15 protein-coding genes are annotated in these 18281 nt (G+C 69.5%); 5 read left to right on the top strand and 10 right to left on the bottom strand.

Going from position 1 to position 18281, the window contains the following annotated elements; genetic code table 11:
• Positions 1-10 precede the first annotated feature (10 nt).
• Positions 11-1645, top strand: coding sequence for an NPCBM/NEW2 domain-containing protein (locus ACFWNN_RS32230; protein WP_382443709.1), 1635 nt, complete (start codon positions 11-13; stop codon positions 1643-1645).
• On the opposite strand, the gene ACFWNN_RS32225 is transcribed toward ACFWNN_RS32230, so the two are convergent.
• Both ACFWNN_RS32225 and ACFWNN_RS32220 read right to left on the bottom strand, forming a co-directional pair.
• Positions 1632-2363: a class I SAM-dependent methyltransferase gene (locus ACFWNN_RS32225; protein WP_382443708.1), complete on the bottom strand. Its 732-nt coding sequence runs from the start codon at positions 2361-2363 to the stop codon at positions 1632-1634. The genes ACFWNN_RS32230 and ACFWNN_RS32225 overlap by 14 nt on opposite strands.
• Entirely contained in the window at positions 2360-3487 is a 1128-nt protein-coding gene (locus ACFWNN_RS32220; RefSeq protein ID WP_382443707.1) for a carboxylesterase family protein, read from the bottom strand. Before ACFWNN_RS32220 ends, ACFWNN_RS32225 begins: the two co-directional genes overlap by 4 nt.
• A gap of 112 nt (positions 3488-3599) precedes the next feature.
• Between ACFWNN_RS32220 and ACFWNN_RS32215 the strand changes: the two genes are divergently transcribed.
• Positions 3600-4634, top strand: coding sequence for a zinc-dependent alcohol dehydrogenase family protein (locus tag ACFWNN_RS32215; RefSeq protein WP_382443706.1), 1035 nt, complete (start codon positions 3600-3602; stop codon positions 4632-4634).
• Here ACFWNN_RS32215 and ACFWNN_RS32210 read toward each other — a convergent pair.
• Entirely contained in the window at positions 4618-6090 is a 1473-nt protein-coding gene (locus tag ACFWNN_RS32210) for a flavin-containing monooxygenase (RefSeq protein WP_382443705.1), read from the bottom strand. The genes ACFWNN_RS32215 and ACFWNN_RS32210 overlap by 17 nt on opposite strands.
• A gap of 97 nt (positions 6091-6187) precedes the next feature.
• Between ACFWNN_RS32210 and ACFWNN_RS32205 the strand changes: the two genes are divergently transcribed.
• Positions 6188-6790, top strand: a complete 603-nt coding sequence (locus ACFWNN_RS32205) for a TetR/AcrR family transcriptional regulator (RefSeq protein ID WP_382443819.1) — start codon at positions 6188-6190, stop codon at positions 6788-6790.
• Here ACFWNN_RS32205 and ACFWNN_RS32200 read toward each other — a convergent pair.
• From ACFWNN_RS32200 to ACFWNN_RS32185, 4 genes are all read right to left on the bottom strand, one after another.
• A complete protein-coding gene (locus ACFWNN_RS32200; RefSeq protein ID WP_382443704.1) occupies positions 6756-7463 on the bottom strand; it encodes a type 1 glutamine amidotransferase in 708 nt (235 codons plus the stop codon). The two genes, ACFWNN_RS32205 and ACFWNN_RS32200, sit on opposite strands and share 35 nt — an antisense overlap.
• Entirely contained in the window at positions 7456-8703 is a 1248-nt protein-coding gene (locus ACFWNN_RS32195) for a MurT ligase domain-containing protein (RefSeq protein WP_382443703.1), read from the bottom strand. Before ACFWNN_RS32195 ends, ACFWNN_RS32200 begins: the two co-directional genes overlap by 8 nt.
• 77 nt (positions 8704-8780) lie before the next feature.
• Complete coding sequence (locus tag ACFWNN_RS32190; RefSeq protein WP_382443702.1) at positions 8781-9266, bottom strand: helix-turn-helix domain-containing protein; 486 nt, start codon at positions 9264-9266, stop codon at positions 8781-8783.
• Positions 9267-9381: 115 nt separating this feature from the next.
• Entirely contained in the window at positions 9382-10803 is a 1422-nt protein-coding gene (locus tag ACFWNN_RS32185) for an LCP family protein (RefSeq protein ID WP_382443701.1), read from the bottom strand.
• Between ACFWNN_RS32185 and ACFWNN_RS32180 the strand changes: the two genes are divergently transcribed.
• Both ACFWNN_RS32180 and ACFWNN_RS32175 read left to right on the top strand, forming a co-directional pair.
• Positions 10802-11200 carry a hypothetical protein gene (locus ACFWNN_RS32180; protein ID WP_382443700.1) on the top strand — a complete coding sequence of 133 codons (399 nt, stop codon included), beginning with the start codon at positions 10802-10804 and terminating at the stop codon, positions 11198-11200. The two genes, ACFWNN_RS32185 and ACFWNN_RS32180, sit on opposite strands and share 2 nt — an antisense overlap.
• 283 nt (positions 11201-11483) lie before the next feature.
• Entirely contained in the window at positions 11484-14414 is a 2931-nt protein-coding gene (locus ACFWNN_RS32175; protein WP_382443818.1) for a glycine--tRNA ligase, read from the top strand.
• Positions 14415-14934: 520 nt separating this feature from the next.
• On the opposite strand, the gene ACFWNN_RS32170 is transcribed toward ACFWNN_RS32175, so the two are convergent.
• The 3 genes from ACFWNN_RS32170 to ACFWNN_RS32160 form a co-directional block, all read right to left on the bottom strand.
• Positions 14935-15723: a chitosanase gene (locus ACFWNN_RS32170; protein ID WP_382443699.1), complete on the bottom strand. Its 789-nt coding sequence runs from the start codon at positions 15721-15723 to the stop codon at positions 14935-14937.
• 175 nt (positions 15724-15898) lie between these two features.
• Positions 15899-16684: a chitosanase gene (locus ACFWNN_RS32165; protein WP_382443698.1), complete on the bottom strand. Its 786-nt coding sequence runs from the start codon at positions 16682-16684 to the stop codon at positions 15899-15901.
• Between the two features lie 115 nt (positions 16685-16799).
• Complete coding sequence (locus tag ACFWNN_RS32160; RefSeq protein ID WP_382443697.1) at positions 16800-18260, bottom strand: alpha/beta hydrolase; 1461 nt, start codon at positions 18258-18260, stop codon at positions 16800-16802.
• Positions 18261-18281 lie beyond the last annotated feature (21 nt).

Below are 18281 nucleotides of genomic sequence, written 5' to 3'. Positions count from 1 at the left end.
GGGAGTTCTCATGCGCATTGCCGCGCTTGCGATCGTGTCCACGATGGTCAGTTTCGGACTGGCCGTGCCGGCGGCCTCGGCGTTGCCGGACGGCCTCGCCCTGACCCCGCCGATGGGCTTCAACAACTGGAACACCACGGCCTGCCGGGCCGAGTTCACCGAGGCGATGGTCAAGGGCATCGCCGACATCTTCGTCAGCAAGGGCCTGAAGGACGCGGGCTACGAGTACGTCAACATCGACGACTGCTGGGCCGAGAAGACCCGCGACGCCGCGGGCAAGCTCGTCCCGCACCGCACGCGTTTTCCCAACGGCATCAAGGCCGTCGCCGACTACGTCCACTCCAAGGGCCTGAAGTTCGGCATCTACACCAGCGCCGGCACCAAGACGTGCAACAAGGACAACGGCTTCCCCGGCGGTCTGGGCCACGAGGAGTCCGACGCGCAGCAGTTCGCGTCGTGGGGCGTCGATTACCTGAAGTACGACAACTGCAACAACCAGGGCGTTGACGCGAAGCAGCGTTACCGCAAGATGCGTGACGCACTCAAGAAGACCGGCCGTCCGATCGTGTTCTCGCTCTGCGAATGGGGCCAGAACAAGCCGTGGGAGTGGTCCTCCGACACGGGACACCTCTGGCGCACCACGGGCGACATCAACGACACCTGGCCACGCACCATGGACATCTACGAGAAGAACGTGGTGCTCGACTCCTACGCGGGCCCTGGCCGGTGGAACGACCCCGACATGCTGGAGGTCGGCAACGGCAAGATGAGCTCCACCCAGTACCGCAGCCACTTCTCGCTGTGGGCCGTCATGGCCGCGCCGCTGCTGATCGGTTCTGACCTGCGCAAGGTCTCCGCCGACACGTTCACGATCCTGGAGAACCGCGACGTGATCGCCATCGACCAGGACAGGCTGGGCGTGCAGGGCAAGCGGATCCGCACCACCGGCACGTCGGGCGTCGACGTGATCGTGAAACCGCTGGCGGGCGGCGACAAGGCGGTGGCGCTGTTCAACAAGTCGGGCTCCACCCAGACGATCTCGACCTCGCTGGCCGAGATCGGCATGAGCGGCCCGGCGGTGCTGAAGGACCTGTGGACCAAGGCCACCCGCACGACCACCGGCACCATCTCGGCCTCGGTGCCCTCGCACGGCACGGTGCTCTACCGGGTCTCCTCGAACGGGCCACGCCCGACCCCGCCGGCCGGTGTCTCCGACCTGTCCGCGTTCGGGGCCTCGTCCTCGGCCAACGGCTGGGGGCCCGTCGAGATCGACCGGTCCGTCGGCGGCCAGGGCGCCGGTGACGGTAAGGCGATCGCGATCAACGGTGTCGGGCACGCGCGCGGGTTCGGGGCGCACGCGGCCTCGGCGATCGAGTTCTACCTGGGGCGCAAGTGTTCCTCGCTGACCGTGGACGTCGGGGTGGACGACGAGGTGGCCGCGGGGCGCGGGTCGGTGGTGTTCCAGGTGTTCGCGGACGACGTGAAGGTGGCGGAGTCGGGGCGGCTCACCGGGACCGACGCGGCGGTGAGGCTCACCGCGTCGGTCAGCGGCGCCGAGACCCTGCGGCTGGTGCTGACCGACGCCGGCGACGGCATCAACTCCGACCACGGCGACTGGGCCTCGCCGCGCATCACCTGCGCGTAGCGACGGCCAGCTGGGTCATGTACCGCTTCACCACGCGGCCGTCGTGCCGGGTGTCGATCAACGACCTGATGTCCGCGATCAGCCGGTCACGGGTCGGCAGCGCGATGTGGTTCGAGTAGGTGAGGAGCAGGTCGGCGTACGCCTCGGTGTCGTAGGCCTGCTCCCACTCGAAGCGGTGGAACGCGGGCCGGCCGAACAGGTCGCTCTCGTCGAACTCGCGCGGGATCGCGGCGGCGGGGGAGAGGCGCAGGTTCGGCGGGGTGGACGGGTCCCAGCGCTCGTAGCACTCCTGGACGTCCACGAAGAACCGCGAGGTGCCTCCCGCCACGTGATGGGTCGAGATCACCGCGAGCACGCCGCCGGTGCGCAAAGCGGCGGCACAGCGCGACATGCGGGTGGCCGGGTCGAGCCAGTGGAACGCCGTCGCGCACACCACGAGGTCGAACGCGTCGGACGGGAGCGGCCAGTGGTCGAAGTCCGCCACGACCACGTCGGCGGCGGGGGCGTGCACGCGGGCCAGGGCGGCGAGTGCCGGGCTCAGCTCGACGGCCGTGACGTGGCCCAGGGCGGTCAACGGCAACGTGGCCTGACCGGTGCCCGGCGCGATCTCCAGGATGCGCGGACCGGTCAGGTGCGTGAAGAGCTCGGCGGGGTAGGCGGGACGTGCCCGCCGGTAGCGGGCCGCGTCGGTGCCGAAGGTGCTGCGGAGGTCGGTCACCCGCCGAATTCAAGCGTGCGGGACGGGAGGGCGGCCAGGCCTTCCCTGGCGAAACCCGCCCACGTGCTCCGGATGGTCCGCGCCAGGTCGGGGTCCGGCTTGGCGCCGGCGAGCATGCCCGCGCCGAGCCACGGCTCCGGGTCGAAGAGGAACGGGAGCTCCATGCAGTGGCAGGAGCCCAGCGGGGCGCCTTCCGGTGCCCACCTGAACAGGTAGGTGGCGACCTCGCCGCCCGCCGCGGCAAAGTCCGCCACGAACGAGCGGGCGCCGCCGGCGAAGATCAGCTCGGTCACGGCCTCCCAGTGCTCGCGGCTGGGGACGTACGGGCTGCCGTCGTCGGCGGTGTGGCCGATGAGCAGTTCGACGCGCGAGGCGGCCGCGCCCAGGTCGCCCTCGACGACGGGGGCGAACGGCATGCCGCCGGACGGGGCGAACTGCGGGCCCACCGACGCCACGGCGGCGGCCTGGGCGGCGAGGACGTCCACTACGGGCGTCGTGGCGTCTACCTCGACGGCGGTCTGGAGGGCCGCGGTCATGTCGGCGCGTTCCGGGCTGCGGGTGCCCAGGGGTGCGCTTTGCATGATCGCGCGGTGGAACAGGGCCTCGGTGTCGGTCAGCATCAGCGCGTAGACGGAGTCGCCGCCCGCGGACTGGCCGAAGATCGTGACGTTGGACGGGTCGCCGCCGAACGACGCGATGTTGTCGCGGACCCAGCGCAGCGCGACGAACTGGTCCTGCAGGCCGAGGTTGTCGCGCAGGTAGCCGAAGACGCCCAGGCGGTAGCTGACGCTGACGACCACCACGCCCTCGGACGCGAGCAACGTCGTCTCGTACTTGAACGACTCGCCGCTGCCCGTCACGTAGGCGCCGCCGTGGAACCAGACCATCACCGGGAGGCCGGAGGCGTCGGCGGGGGCGGTGACCGACAGCACCTGGCAGTGCTCGGAGAACTCCAGGCCCTCGACCGAGTTGCCGACGACGGCGACGAGTGCGGACGGCGGTTGCGGGCAGGCCGGGCCACGCGTGGAGCCGCGCTCGCCGTCCCAGGCAACGGGAGTCGGCGGGGCGAAACGGTCAGCGGTCGCGTAACGGATGCCGCGGGCTTGCACCAGGCCTGTGATCACGCCCTCGATAGTAAGCATGAGTAAGCAATTCCACAGTGTCTCGATTCGGCGGAAACCCGAGGACAGGAGGACGATGTAACGGTTGGGCAACGAGACATGAGGAGGGCTCCGAGTGCGGGCTACGACGATCTACGGCACCAAGGACATCCGCGTCGAGGAGGTGCCGGACGCGGCCGTTCAGGAGGCCACCGACGTCGTCGTCCGGGTCGAGCTGGCGTGCATCTGCGGCAGCGACCTGTGGGCGTACCGCGGCGTGGCGAAGCGCCAGGAGGGGCAGCGGATCGGGCACGAGTTCCTCGGCATCGTCGAGGAGGTCGGCAGCGCGGTGAAGTCCGTCAACGTCGGCGACCGCGTCATCGCGCCGTTCGTGTGGAGCGACGGCACGTGCGCGTACTGCCAGGCCGGGTTGCAGACGTCGTGCCGCGCCGGCGGGTTCTGGGGCAGCAAGGGCAGCGACGGCGGGCAGGGCGAGGCCGTGCGGGTGCCGCAGGCCGACGGCACGCTGGTCCGGGTGCCCGCGGACGCCCCGGCGGCGCTGCTGCCCGCGTTCCTGAGCCTCAGCGACGTCATGGGCACCGGTCACCACGCGGCCATGGGCGCCGGGGTGGTGGCGGGCAGCACGGTCGCGGTCGTCGGTGACGGCGCGGTCGGCCTGTGCGGTGTGCTCGCGGCCAAGCGCCTCGGTGCCGAGCGGATCATCGCGATGGGACGCCACGAGGACCGCGCCAAGATCGCCCAGCTCTTCGGCGCCACGGACCAGGTCGCCGAACGCGGTGATGCCGCGATCGAGCGGATCAAGGAGATGACCGGCGGGCTCGGCGCGTCGGCGGTGCTCGAGTGCGTCGGCACCGAGCAGTCGTGGGAGACCGCGATGGGCATCGTGCGCGACGGCGGCCGGATCGGGTACGTCGGCGTGCCGCACGAGATGCCGGGGCTGCCGTTGAACAAGCTCTTCAACCGCAACATCGCCATCGGTGGCGGTGTCGCCCCGGCCCGCGCGTACCTGCCCGAGCTGCTCGCGGACGTGCTCGCCGGGCGCATCGACCCCGGCCCCGTCTTCGACCGGACGGTCTCGCTCGACGACGTCGCCCTGGGCTACCAGGCGATGGACGAGCGGACCGCCCTGAAGGTCATCGTCCAGCCGTAGTCAGCACGTAGTCCTCGGCGCGCACGCGCTTGGTCCGCATCCAGTACCGCCAGGTGAATCCCGGCCACACGGTGCGGTTCACGCCCTGCGCGTCGAGGTACCAGCTCTTGCACCCGCCCTGGGTCCACACGCCCTTGGTGAGCTTCTGCTGGATCTCGCGGTTGAACTCCTGCTGGGCCTCCACTCGTACGTCCAACTCCTCTGCGCGGTGTTTGTCGAGGAGCTGGAGGCACTGCGAGATGTACCGGATCTGGGACTCGATCATGAACACGACCGAGTTGTGCCCGAGTCCGGTGTTGGGGCCCAGCAGGAAGAACAGGTTGGGGAAGCCCGAGACCGTGATGCCGAAATAGGTCTCGATCCCCTTCTCCCGCCACTGCTTGGCGAGGTCGACCCCGCCCTTGCCCTGGATGTCCAGGTAGTCGAACGAGTCGACGACGTGGAACCCGGTGCCGTAGATGATGACGTCGACCTCGTGCTCGACGCCCGCACTGTCCACGATGGACTTCTCGCGCACCTCGGAGACCTTGTCCGTCACCAGGTCCACGCTCGGGTAGCCCAGCGCGGGGTAGAAGTCGTTGGAGATCAGCACGCGCTTGCAGCCCATCGTGTAGTCGGGCTTGAGCTTGCGGCGCAGCTCCGGGTCCGGCACCTGCTTCTTCATGTGCCGCAACGCGATCCCCTGCGCGAACTGCATGATCTTCGGGTTCACCGCGAACCCCAGCGCGGACGACTCGCGGGTCCAGTACACGAAGTTGCGGTACGCCCGTTGCGTGAACGGCAAGGCGCGGAACAGCTTCTGCTCCCAGCCGTTGATCGACCGGTCCGCCTTGGGCATGATCCACGGCGGCGTGCGCTGGAAGATCTTCATCGACGCGACCTGCCCGGCGATCTTCGGCACGAACTGGATCGCCGACGCGCCCGTGCCGATCACGGCCACGCGCTTGCCGGTCAGGTCGAGGTCGTGGTTCCACTGCGCCGAGTGGAACGCCTCGCCGGCGAAGTTCTCGATGCCGGGCAGTTCCGGGACGTTCGGGATGTGCAACGCGCCGACGCCCGCGACCAGCGCCTGGGCCGTGTACGTGTCGCCCTGCTCGGTCGTGACGGTCCAGCGCTTGGCATCGTCGTCCCACTGCGCCCCGGACACCTTGGTGTTGAAGCGGATGTGCGGCCGCAGCCGGTACTTCTCGGTGACGCGCAGCAGGTAGGTCTGGATCTCGCCCTGCTGTGCGAACATCCGCGACCACTTCGGGTTCATCTCGAACGAGAACGAGTACATGTGCGACGGCACGTCGCAGGCGCAGCCCGGGTAGTTGTTGTCCCGCCAGGTGCCGCCGACGTCGGCCGCCTTCTCCAGCACCACGAAGTCGTGCTCACCCCGGCGCTTCAGCTCGATGGCCATGCCCAGGCCGGAGAAGCCGGTGCCGATGACGAGCACTTTCGTCGTCCGGTGCATGGGGGAGTCCCTCCGCTCGCGGTGGCTACTTCGCAGTAGGTTACTCGAAGTAAGTTACGAGCGGTAGACTCCGTTCGTGACTGCTCCGCGGCGCCGCATGCCCAAGGCCCAGCGCATGGCTCAAATGCTCACCGTCGCGGAGGAGATCTTCGCCGAGCAGGGGTATCTGGCCACGTCGATGGACGAGATCGCCGAACGCGTCGGCGTCTCCAAGCCGATGCTCTACGAGTACTTCGGCTCTAAAGAAGGCCTGCTCATCGGGTGCATCCATCGCGCGCGCACCGAGTTGCGGGAGAAGACGGCGGCGGCGATCTCGGGCGCGCAGAACCCGGAGGAGTTCCTCCGGCTCGGGCTCCGCGCGTTCTTCGAGTTCATCGACGAGCACCGCAAGTCGTGGGCACTGCTGCGGCAGGAGGCGGCCGTGGCCGTGCCGTCGGCGCAGGAGGAGGTCGAGGGCATCCGTCAGCAGCAGACGGACATGATCGGGGCCGTGCTGGCGTCGTTCACGCCGGACATCGACCCGCTGGAGGCGGAGGCGTTCGCGGAGATCGTCGTCGGGGCGACGGAACGGCTCGCGGTGTGGATGGAGCGCAGGCCCAAGGTAGGACCCGCGCTCGCAACCGACTACGTCATGACCGTGATCTGGCCAGGCGTCGAAAACCGCCTTATGAAGCTGCCTTCACCCGCTCAGCCCGCATAGCGGTGACGGCGGGGAGGTCGATCGGAGCGACCTTCGTGCCCGTCGCCCACTCGATCAGCATGTCCGCCAGAGCGGGGTTGCGCGGCAGCACCGGGCCGTGCAGGTAGGTGCAGACGATCCGGCCCTGCACGGCGCCCTCGACGCTGCCGTCGTTGCCCGTGCCGACCTTGACGTGCGCCAGCGGCCGGGCGGCCGGGCCCAGCGTGGTGCGGCCCTGGTGGTTCTCGAAGCCGATCAGCGGACCCGCGAACAGGCCGTTCGCCGGCTCGGCCACGACCTCGCCGATCGCCCGGCTGCCGCCCGCGTGGGACGACGAGTCGATCAGGCCCATGCCGGGGTGCGTGACGTTGTCGGCACGGGTGAAGCTCTCGCCGAAGATCTGGATGCCGGCGCACACGCCCAGCACCACGGCGTTCTTCGTGACGGCGCGCTGCAGGCCGGGGTGCTCGCGCAGGTGCTTCACCGCCAGCGTCTGCGCGGTGTCCTCACCGCCGCCCACGACGTAGATGTCGCACGAGTCCGGCACCGGCTGGCCGTAGTTGATCGGCACGATCTCGGCCTTGATGCCGCGCCACTTCATGCGCTTCTCGAGGACCACGGCGTTGCCGAAGTCGCCGTACGTGCCGAGGAGATCCGGCAGCACGAGCGCGATCTGGATTGTCGACTCACTCATCAGCGGCAGCCCTGGCATTCAAGTCGCGGAACGCGGTGTAGTTGGCGATGACCTCGACCGCGCCCTGGGGCATCTGGTCGATGGCCTTCAACGGGTCCGGCACGATCGTGTGCTGGACCTCGGCGTACGTCAGGCGCACGGCCAGGTCGGTGGCGCGCTCGCCGGACGCGATGACCGTGCGGCCCTGCAGGCGTTCGAACGGGACGTCCCACAGCCACGACAGGTCGCGGCCGTCGGCCTCCTGGGCGTTGATCACCAGGACGGCCGGGTGGTTGGCCTCCTTGACGACCGTGAGCGTCTCGCTCCAGCCCGCGGGGTTCTTGGAGAGCAGCAGCCGCGCGCTGCGGCCGTTGCGGGTGATCGTGCGGTAGCGGCCACTCACGTTGGAGACGCCGCGCAGCCTGCGCACGGCCTCGTCCGCGGGCACGCCCATCGCGTGGGCCGCGGCGGACGCCATGACGGCGTTGGCCTGGTTGAACTTGCCCGGCAGCGTGAGGCGCAGCTCCAGCTTGCGGTGCTCCGGCGTGATCATGGCCTCGTCGGCGGTGATCCAGTTCGGGTGCGGCCGTGCCAGGTCGCAGCCGGTGCAGTGCCAGTGCTCGCCCTGCCAGCGGATCGGGCTGCCGCAGCGCGGGCAGCTCGCCGAGTCGTGGTGCCAGCCGGTGCCGGTGGCGACCCAGACGACCTTGGAGGCGTTCCACGCCGCGCTCGTCACCATCACGTCGTCGCAGTTGGCGACGATCGTGCAGTTCTGCAGCTTGTTGATCGCGTCGCGCAGCGAGCGCTCGATCGTGCGGACCTCGCCGACCCGGTCGAGCTGGTCGCGCGAGAGGTTCAGGACCACCGCGACGGACGGGTTGCTGGCGCCCGCGACGGCCGGGAAGTAGGCCTCGTCGCACTCCAGCACCGCGTACGGCGCGTCCGGCTGCTTCGAGAGCGCCGTGACGTGGCCGTCGGGCATGTTCGCGCCGCTGTGGTTCGTGGCGACCTCGCCCAGCGCGCCCACGGCCCTCGCCAGCATCATCGTGCTGGTGGTCTTGCCGTTGGTGCCCGTGACGACGGCGACGGTGCGGCCCTGGGTGAGGCGGTTGAGCGCCTGCGGGTCGAGCTTCAGCGCGACCCGGCCGCCGATCATGCCACCGGCGCCGAGGCCCATCTTCTGCGACAACGTGGAGCTCAGGTTGCCCAGCTTCACGGCGGCTGCGGTCCGCAGAGGGAGGCGGGCGGGGGAATCGTTCACCCCAAAGACTCTACCGGCGTTGGAATTCGCCCCTTTCCGCACGGTCGTTTCGTTGCTGTGAACCGGGTTCGGTGCGACTACCGGCTCAGTCCGCGGAGGATCCTGATGAGCTCCACCGTCGGCAACTGGCACAGCTGAGCCATGTTCTCCAACGCCGGCAGGTCGAGGTGGATCTCCGGGGACGCGCCCGGCGGCAACGCGTGCAGCCGGCCCGCCGCCCACCGCTTCAACGGCAGGATGCGCGGGTTGTCGCTCGCGGCGATCGCGGTGAGGCTCAGCGTCAGGTGCCCGGCGGGGGCGTCGCCGAAGAAGCGTTCGTGCACACGAGCGAGGACTTCGTGTGCCGGAACGTCCAGGGCGTGACAGATCTCCACCAGGCGCACGACGGAACACTGCCGCGTGCCCAGCTCGTACGTCGCGAGCGTCTGCAGCGAGATCTCCGTCTGCAACCGCTTGTTCAGTTCCTTGCGGGTCCATCCGCGCTGCTTGCGAAGGCTGCGGATCTCATCACCGAGCACGCGCTGGTACGCCGCTGTGTCGATTTGGCCGTTCGCAGTCTGCACTGGTCCCTCCACCCCGTGAGCGCATCTCACGGTGATGGAAGGCGCTGGTGCTTCGTCGCTTACGCAACTTACTGGCAGAATCCCCCGAACGGGCTATACATCTCTACTCTCAGTATCAGTTTACGCAGCGCACGCCGTCTGCGGAGATGGGCGGAGGGGCCGCGGGGTCAGCCGGTTGCTGACGCGCACCGTCCAGGGCGAGCACTCCCGAGCCGGCGAAACCCTGCGATCCGGGACCCGAGTAGTCGGAGCCGAGGAAGACGCGGGCCGCGCCCGCGGGCACGTTGACGTCCTCTTCGATCTTCACGCCGCCGAGGGCCTCGGAGACGGCGTTCGCGCCCGCCTCGCCGCCCTTGCCGTACCGGACGACCGACTTCGCCAGGGCGTCGGCGTTGCCCGTCTGGCCGCCGGTGAAGCCCTTCGCGACGAGCGACTCGAGCACCGTGGCGGCGAGACCGGGCTGGCCGGAGGCGTTGCGGACGTCGACCGTGACCGAGGCCTTGTCGAACTTCGGGTCGGCCGGGCTGTTCGACGCGGGCGCCTTGCCGAGGTTCTTGACGAACGTCTTGACCTCGGCGGCGTCCACCTCGACCGCCGAGCCGTCCTCGGGCGTCTGCAGGTCGGGGTTGCCGGTCGGGATGGTCTGGAACGTCATGTTGCCGCCCGTCATGTCCTTCATCTGCAGGGCGAACTTGGTGATGTCCCAGCCGTCGTCGAGCACGATCGCGCCGCTCACGGCCTTGATCATGTCGCTGCGCTTGGTGCTGTCGGTGAGCACGCCCGCCGACAGCATCTTCTTGGCGAGACCCGCCATGAAGACCTGCTGGCGCACGACGCGGTCGAGGTCGCCCATCGGCAGGCCGTGCCGCTGGCGGACGAACGCGAGCGCGTTCTTGCCCTCGATGGTCTGCTGGCCCGCCGGGAAGTTCGCGCCGGAGAAGCTGTCGCGCACCTTGGTGTTGAGGCAGACGTCGATGCCGCCGATGGCCTTGGTGATCTCGTAGAAGCCGACCAGGTTGACCTCGGCGTAGTGGTCGATCGTCGCGCCGGTCAGGTCCTGGATGGTCGCGATGAGGTTGTTCGCGCCTTCCTTGCGCGACTCCATCTCGACGTCGGGCGCGGCCTTGCCGCTGCCCTGGAGCTTCTCGGCGGCCTGGTTCTTGGCGTAGCCGTAGGCTGAGTTGATCTTGTGTCGGCCGAACCCGCCCGCGATCTTCACGTAGGAGTCGCGCGGGAACGACACGGCGTACGCCTTGCCGCTGTCGTTCGGGATGTGCAGCAGGATCAGCGTGTCGGTGTTGAAACCGCCGTCGTCGCTGCCGCCGGCCTGCAGTTCGTTGAGGATCTCCTGCGGCAGCGGGTTGCCCTTGGAGTCGGTGCGGCTGTCCATGCCGACGAGCAGGATGTCGATCGCGCCGTCGGCGGGCTTCTCCCCGGCGTCGGCGAGGTTCAGGTCCTGCTTGGTCAGGCCGTCGGTCAGTGCCGTCAGGTTCTGCCACGCGATGCCGGTGACCAGCAGGATCGTGGCGGACAGCATGCTGAGGAAGATCTTGGCGCCGGTGGACGCGCCGCGCTGGGCGCTGCTCGGCCTGCGTGCCGCCGCCGGCCTGGGACGCGGGCGGGGCGCTGCCTCGGCCTTCGCCTTCGCGGGGGTGGTCCGGACCGTCGGGCGGTCGGCTACCGGACGCGGGCGCGGCGCCGACGACGTGGCGCGAGGCGGGTCGGTGCGGCCGACGGACGCGCGGCGCGGCGGCTCCGAGCGGTTCGCCGACGTGCGGCGGGGCGGCTCGTTCCGGTCCGCCGGGTCGCGGCGCTGGGGCTCCCGGCGGGGTGGCTCGCTCCGGTTCGCCGACGTGCGGCGCGGGGGGTCGGAGCGCGGCGGTTCCGCGCGCTTCGGGGGTTCCCTGCGCGGCGGTTCCGCCCGGCCCGGCTGACGACCTTGCTGGTCAGCGGCGCGCGGGGGCGTCTGCGGGCGGCGGGGCTGGCCCGCCTGGGGGCGCGGGGTGGCGGAGGGTCGCCTGGGATTCCCGTTCGGGTCTCCTGGCCGCGGCGGCCGGTTGTCCACACCCACTCCTCTCAGCACATCCGGGTACTCCAAGTAGACGTGCGGGAGGTCCACTCGGTTGTGCACAGGGTGACACAGTGGCGAGGGCCACCCGATTCAGACCCCCTGACCAGCGGTTTTGTCTGTTTCGTAGACTCGTCGCCGTGTTGACGATGCAGGACGCGCTGCTCGCGCTGACCAAGTACTGGACCGACCGAGGCTGCATCGTGGTGCAGCCGTTCAACACCGAGGTCGGGGCGGGAACGCTGAACCCGGCCACCGTGCTGCGGGTGCTGGGTCCCGAGCCGTGGCGCGTGGCGTACGTGGAGCCGTCCGTGCGGCCCGACGACGCCCGTTACGGCGAGAACCCGAACCGGCTGCAGACGCACACCCAGTTCCAGGTCATCCTCAAGCCCGACCCGGGCGACCCGCAGGAGCTCTACCTCGGCTCGCTGGAGGCGCTGGGCATCGACGTGCGCGCGCACGACGTCCGCTTCGTCGAGGACAACTGGGCCTCGCCCGCGCTGGGCGCCTGGGGCCTCGGCTGGGAGGTCTGGCTGGACGGGCTGGAGATCACCCAGTTCACGTACTTCCAGCAGGCCGGCGGCATGACGCTCGACCCCGTGTCGGTGGAGGTCACCTACGGCATCGAGCGCATCATGATGGCGCTGCAGGGCGTCGACCACTTCAAGAAGATCGCTTACGCGCCCGGCATCTCCTACGGCGAGGCGTTCGGCCAGGCCGAGTACGAGATGTCCCGGTACTACCTCGACGACGCCGACGTCGAGGCCAACAAGCGCCTGTTCGAGGAGTTCGCCACCGAGGCGCGCCGGATGCTGGACGCCCGTCTGCCCGTTCCGGCGCACAGCTTCGTCCTGAAGTGCTCGCACATCTTCAACGTGCTGGACGCGCGCGGGTCGATCTCGACGACCGAGCGCGCGCGTGCCTTCGGCCGGATGCGCGGGCTGGCGCGTGAGGTCGCGGCGTTGTGGGCGGAGCGCCGGGCCGAGCTCGGGCACCCGCTCGGGGTCGCCGAACTCCCCGCCGCGGTCGCGAAGCCCTCGTCGTTCGCCGACGTCGTGGCGCCGGCCACGCTGCTGTTCGAGATCGGCACCGAGGAACTGCCTCCGCACGAGGTGCTGCGGACCGTGGCCGCCGTGCGCGAGGCCGTGTCCGCGAAGCTCGGCGCGACCCGCCTGACGCACGGCGAGGTCACCGTGCACGGCACGCCACGCCGGATCATCGTTTCCGTGCCCGCAGTCTCGCCGCGGGAGCCGGACGCCGAACGCACCGTGCGCGGGCCTCGGGTCTCCGCCGCGTTCGACGCCGACGGCAACCCGACGAAGGCCGTGCAGGGCTTCGCGCGCGGTCAGGGCGTCGAGGTCTCCGCGCTGGGGCGCGTGGTCGAGAACGACGTCGAGTTCGTGGCGCTGACCAAGTCCGACGCGGGCCGCGGCGCCGTCGAGGTGCTCAGCGGGTTGCTGGCCGAGGTCGTGTCGGACCTGCGCGCCGAGAAGAACATGAAGTGGAACGACCCGAAGCTGTCGTTCACCCGGCCGATCCGGTGGCTGCTCGCGCTGCTGGGCGAGACCCCGGTGCCCGTCGCGGTGTCGTCGCTGGCCTCCGGCACGTCGACCCGCGTGCACCGCACGGCCGACGCTCCGGTCGTCGAGGTGTCCACTGCGGACGGTTACCTGGAGTTCCTGGTGTCGCACGGGATCCAGGCCGACGCGTCGGTGCGGTCCGCCGCGATCGTCGAGGCCGCGCAGGAGCTGGCGGCGTCCGTCGGCGGTGTCGTGGAGGTCGACGGCCTGCTGGACGAGGTCACGAACCTGGTCGAGTGGCCCACGCCGATCCTCGGCTCGTTCGAGGAGCGGTACCTGGAGCTGCCGGCGCAGATCCTGACCACCGTGATGCGCAAGCACCAGCGGTACCTGCCGGTGCGCGCGGCCGACGGGGCGTTGCTGCCGCACTTCGTGGCCGTGGCGAACGGGTCGATCGACGCGGACCTGGTGCGGGCGGGCAACGAGGCCGTGCTGCGGGCCCGGTACGAGGACGCCGCGTTCTTCTGGCGGGCCGACCTGAAGACGCCGCTGGAGGAGATGAAGGCCGGTCTCGCGAAGCTGACGTTCGCGGACAAGCTCGGGTCGATGGCCGACCGCGCGGGTCGCATCGCCGCTCTGGCGGGACGCTTCGCCGGGGTCGTCGACGTCGACCGCGAGACGCTCGACCGGGCCGGTGCGCTGGCCAAGTTCGACCTCGGCTCGCAGATGGTGATCGAGCTGTCGTCGCTCGCCGGTGTGATGGCTCGCGAGTACGCGGCGCGGGCGGGCGAGACGTCCGAGGTCGCGCTGGCGTTGTGGGAGATGGAACTTCCCCGCTCGGCCGGTGACGCGCTGCCGTCGTCGGTGCCGGGTGCGCTGCTGTCGCTGGCGGACCGGTTCGACCTCCTGGCCGGGCTCTTCGGCATCGGCGCGCAGCCGACCGGCTCGTCCGACCCGTTCGGCCTGCGCCGTGCCGCTCTCGGCGCGGTGACGGTGCTGCGGGCGTTCCCGGACCTGCGGGCGATCACGTTGCCGGTGGCGCTTTCGCTTGCCGCCGAGGGTCTTTCGGTTTCGGCCGAGGCACTGGAGACCGCTCGGGAGTTCGCGGTCCGGCGGTACGAGCAGGCCCTGTTGGACGCTGGGCACGAGCACCGGTTCGTGCAGGCGGTGCTGCCGCTGGCCGACTCGCCGGTGCTCGCCGACGAGACGCTTGAACAGCTGGAAGCGTTGGCGGGCAACGAGTCCTTCGACGCACTGGCCGCGGCGTTGCAGCGGGTGCGGCGGATCGTGCCCGGCACGGTCGAGAGTGCTTACGACGCCTCGGTGTTGAGCGAGCCCGCGGAAGTGGCGCTGCACAAGGCGTTCGACGGGGTGTCGCGGGACGTCGTCGGGCTGGCCGCGTTCTTCGCCGCGGCGGAGGGGCTGACCGGGCCGATCAACACGTTCTTCGACGAGGTGCTGGTGATGGCCGAGGACGAGAAGGTGAAGGCGGCCCGGCTCGGGTTGCTCGCGTCGATCCGCGACTTCGCGGCGCCGGTGCTCGACTGGACGCAGCTGTAGTTCTCACGACGGAGGAGGGGCGTCCCCGGTGCGGGACGCCCCTTTTCGTTTGTCGGTTCCTGTTCCAGCGGGGTTGGTTGCGTTCCACACTTCGGCTGGCGGTTGCGAGGGTGGGCGCGCGGGTCTCGACGAAAGACCTGGGGGGTTGCGATTGGGGCTTGACTTCGGGGCCCTTGCGAGGCGCTGGTCGGCCGGAAAAGGGCCGGGCTGAAAAGCGCCCGGCCGAGCTCGAGAAGCTAGCACCTCGCACCCAAAGTCAAGCCCCAATCGCCTTGAGCGGTGGAACCGGCTCTGTGGCGGGCATTGGCCCGTTCGGGCTCGCCTTCGGCTTCGCGTGCCAGGTTTCGTAGGTGGTTGGCTTTGCGTTGACGGCTGCCGGTTGGGTGCGCGCGCCGGGCTGGCGTGCGTGGTCGCCTTGCTTTGACGACTGCGGTTGGTGCTGTGCTTGCCTTTCCTGGACGTGAGAAGAGGGGCGCTTCCTGCCGGGAGCGCCCCTCTTCTCACGGGTGAAGCGGTGCGACTAGCTGATGGAGAAGCTGTCGCCGTAGACCTTCCACTTGAGCGGGGTCTTCAGGTCGAAGTTGCCCGCCTTCAGCCAGACGCGCTGGGCGGTCTCGATGCGCGAGACGTCCTCGTGGGCCGCCTCCTGCTTCATGGCCCACACGCGGGCGTCCATGAAGGCGTTGAGCCACGTGGTCTCGTTGCCGCCCTGTGACGGGGGCTTCGCCTTGGTGAGGGCGCGCTTGCGGATGTTGGTGAAGCTCGTCTTGTCGCCGCCGTCGCCGTGCACGACGATCGCGTCGTAGTAGGCGAACTGGCCCAGGGCGCGCACGCCGTCGGCCTTGCCCTGCTTCACGGCCGGGTTGAAGTACACGCGGTCGCGTTCGGACTCCTGTGCCGCCTTGAAGACGGAGTCCTTCGCCGCGGTCTTCCAGTCCTTGGTGAAGTTGGGGTCGAGGCCCGAGTGCGAGTCGGTGCCGTTGACCTTGCGCAGCGCCGGGAGGTACTTCTCCAGGACGTTGCCGGACTTCTTGGTCTTGTACAGCTCGACGAGGTCGAGCATGTCGCCGGTGCCGCTGCAGAAACCGATGATGCCCGCGGTGTAGCCGCGGCCGTCGTCGATGTCCTCGATGTAGCTGAACTGGGACTTCCAGTCCGTGGAGGAGTTCTCCGCGCTGGACACGATCTGCATCGCGATGTCCTTGAGGCGGGGCTCGTCCAGGTTGGCCGCGGAGGCGGTGCCAACCGTGGTGGTGAAGAGGGCGGCGCACGTCAGCAGTGCGGCCGCGAGGCGACCAGTGATTTTCACGAAGTTCCCTCCGGGGCAGGGATTGTGGGGGCCCGGGCGGCGTGGGAGCAACGGTAAGGGGTTCAGACCTTTATTGGCAAGAGTCTTTACTAATTCGCGAAACGGACAATTGCCGTTCGGGGCGGCATTCCGGCGGAAACGCTTGTCCTGCACGCGCTTCCGCCGGAACGTCAGATCACCTGATGTCGAACTGCTGGCCGTAGACGTGCCACTGGAGAGGGCGTTCGAGGTTCAGCTTGCCCTCGTTGAGGAAGCGGCGCTGAGCTGTGTCGACGCGGCTGGTGTCCTCGTGGGCCGGCTCCTGCTTCATGGCCCACGCGCGGGCGTCCAGGAACGCGTGCAGCCACTGGGTTTCGTCGCCGCCCTGCGCGGGCGGGCGAACGCCGGTGTTGAGTGCGCGCTGGCGGATGGACGAAAAGTCCAGATCGCCCCATCCGTCGCCGTGCATCACGATTGCGTCGTAATAGATGAACTGGCCTAGTGCCTGGACGCCGTCCTGCTTCGCGCGGTTCACGGCCGGGTCGAAGTAGACGCGGTCGCGTTCGTGTTCCTGGGCGCCCTGGAACGTGCCGTCCTGGGCCGCCTGCTCCCAGTCGCCCGTGAAGTTCGGGTCGAGGCCGTCGTGCGACGGGGTGCCGTTCACGCGTTCCAGCGCCGGGAGGTACTTCTCCAGGACGTTGCCGGGGCTCCAGTCGCGGTAGAGGCGGACCAGGTCGAGCATGTCGCCGGTGCCGCTGCAGAAGCCGATGATGCCGGCGGTGTAGCCGCGGCCGTCGTCGATGTCCTCGATGTACCCGAACTGGGCGCGCCAGTCCAAAGAGGAGTTCTCCGCACTCGACACCAGCTGCATCGCGATGTCCTTGAGCTGCGGGTCGTTCAGGTCGGCCGCGTGCGCGGTGGCAGGGGTGATCAGCGCTGCCGCGCACAGAACCGTTGCCGCGAGCCGTGTAAACGTCTTCATGCCGCTCCGTTCCACAGTGGACTCGGCGGCGACGTTGGTGCGGTGGCCAAGCTAGCGTGCGAGCGCTCCCACGGCAAGGGCCGGCCCGCGGGAAGCGGACCGGCCCTGTCGGTCATCAGCCAGTTTCAGCTGCGCACTTCGTGTCGTTCGGACGTTCGCCGCCGAGCAGGTACGCGGTGACCTTGTCGTTGGCGCACTTGTTCTTGCCGAGCGCGTAGGCGCCGTGACCGCCCTGGTCGATGGTGATCAGCGCGGCCCGGTCACCGAACGCGCGGCGCGTCGACTGAGCGCCGACCAACGGCGTCGCGGGGTCGCGTTCGTTCTGCACCAGCAGCACGTTGCGCGGGCCCTTGTCGGACGGCAGGACCTGCTTCTCGACCGGCTTCGGCCAGAACGCGCACGGCTGGATGTTCGCGGCCGCCGCACCGAACATCGGGTGCTTGACGCGGTCGATCGCGACGTTGCGCTCGTAGGTGCTGACCGAGGTCGGCCAGGCCGAGTCGCCGCAGATCACGTTCAGGCGTCCGGCCAGCAGGGCCTGCACGCGCGCGACCGGCGGGTACTCCTCCGGCGGCTGCGGCTTGCCGGTGTCGAAGGCCTGCCACGACTCGGCCATCTTCTTGAACGTCGCGTCACCCGTGGCGTAGAGCTTCGTGAAGACGGTGAAGCGGAACAGCTTGCCGTCGATGCCCTCGACCGACGGCTTCTTGTCGAGGCGTGCGGCCAGTTCGAAGAACTTGGCCTTCACCTGCGCGGGCGTCGTGCCCAGGTTGTACTCGGGGTGCGCCGCGGCCCACTTCGCGAAGTCCGGGAACGTGTCCTCGACGCCGCGGCCCATCAGCCGGCCGCCCTCGACGTCCCAGCCGGTCTTCGGCAGGTTGCTGTCGATCACGACGCGGTCGGAGGTCTTCGGGAACAGCGTGGCGTACACCGAACCCAGGTACGAGCCGTAGGAGTAGCCGAGGAACGACGCCTTCTTCTCGCCCAGCGCCGCACGGGCCGTGTCCAGGTCACGCGCGATGTTCTGCGTCGTGTTGTACGGCAACGCCTCGGCCGACGACGACTTCAGGCACTGCTCGGCGATCTGCTTCACCTCGGCGGCGCGCTGCCGCACGTCGGCGGAGTTGTTGGCGTACGGCGGAACGCTGCCGTCCGCCATCTGCTCCTCGGTCATGTCGCACGTCGACGGCGAGCTGTAGCCGATGCCGCGCGGGTCCATGCCGATCACGTCGTACGCGTCGAGCACGCTCTGTGGGAGCCCCAAAGCCTTGAGCACGAACGGGAACGTCAGCCCCTCGCTCGGCCCGCCCGGGTTGGTCAGCAGGATTCCCCTGCGCTTCTCCGGGTTCTGGCTGGCCAGCCGCGAGATCATCACCTCGGTCTTGCGGCCCGACGGCTTGCGGTAGTCGAGCGGTACCTGCATGGTCCCGCACTCGAGACCCGGCAACGCCACGTCGGACGGGCACGCGGCCCACTTGATCTCCACGGCCGGCGTGGTCGCCGACGACACCCCCGGCGTGATCACCAGCGCTGCCGCCGCGGTCACCACCGCGGCCAGCGACATCGTTTTTCGCATTAGCAAATACCTCCCCGACGG

It is taken from the genome of Lentzea sp. NPDC058450, from assembly GCF_042721395.1.
Classification (GTDB): Bacteria; Actinomycetota; Actinomycetes; order Mycobacteriales; family Pseudonocardiaceae; genus Lentzea.
The sequence above is the reverse complement of the archived record's forward strand: the minus strand, read 5'-3'. Positions and strand labels throughout refer to the sequence as shown.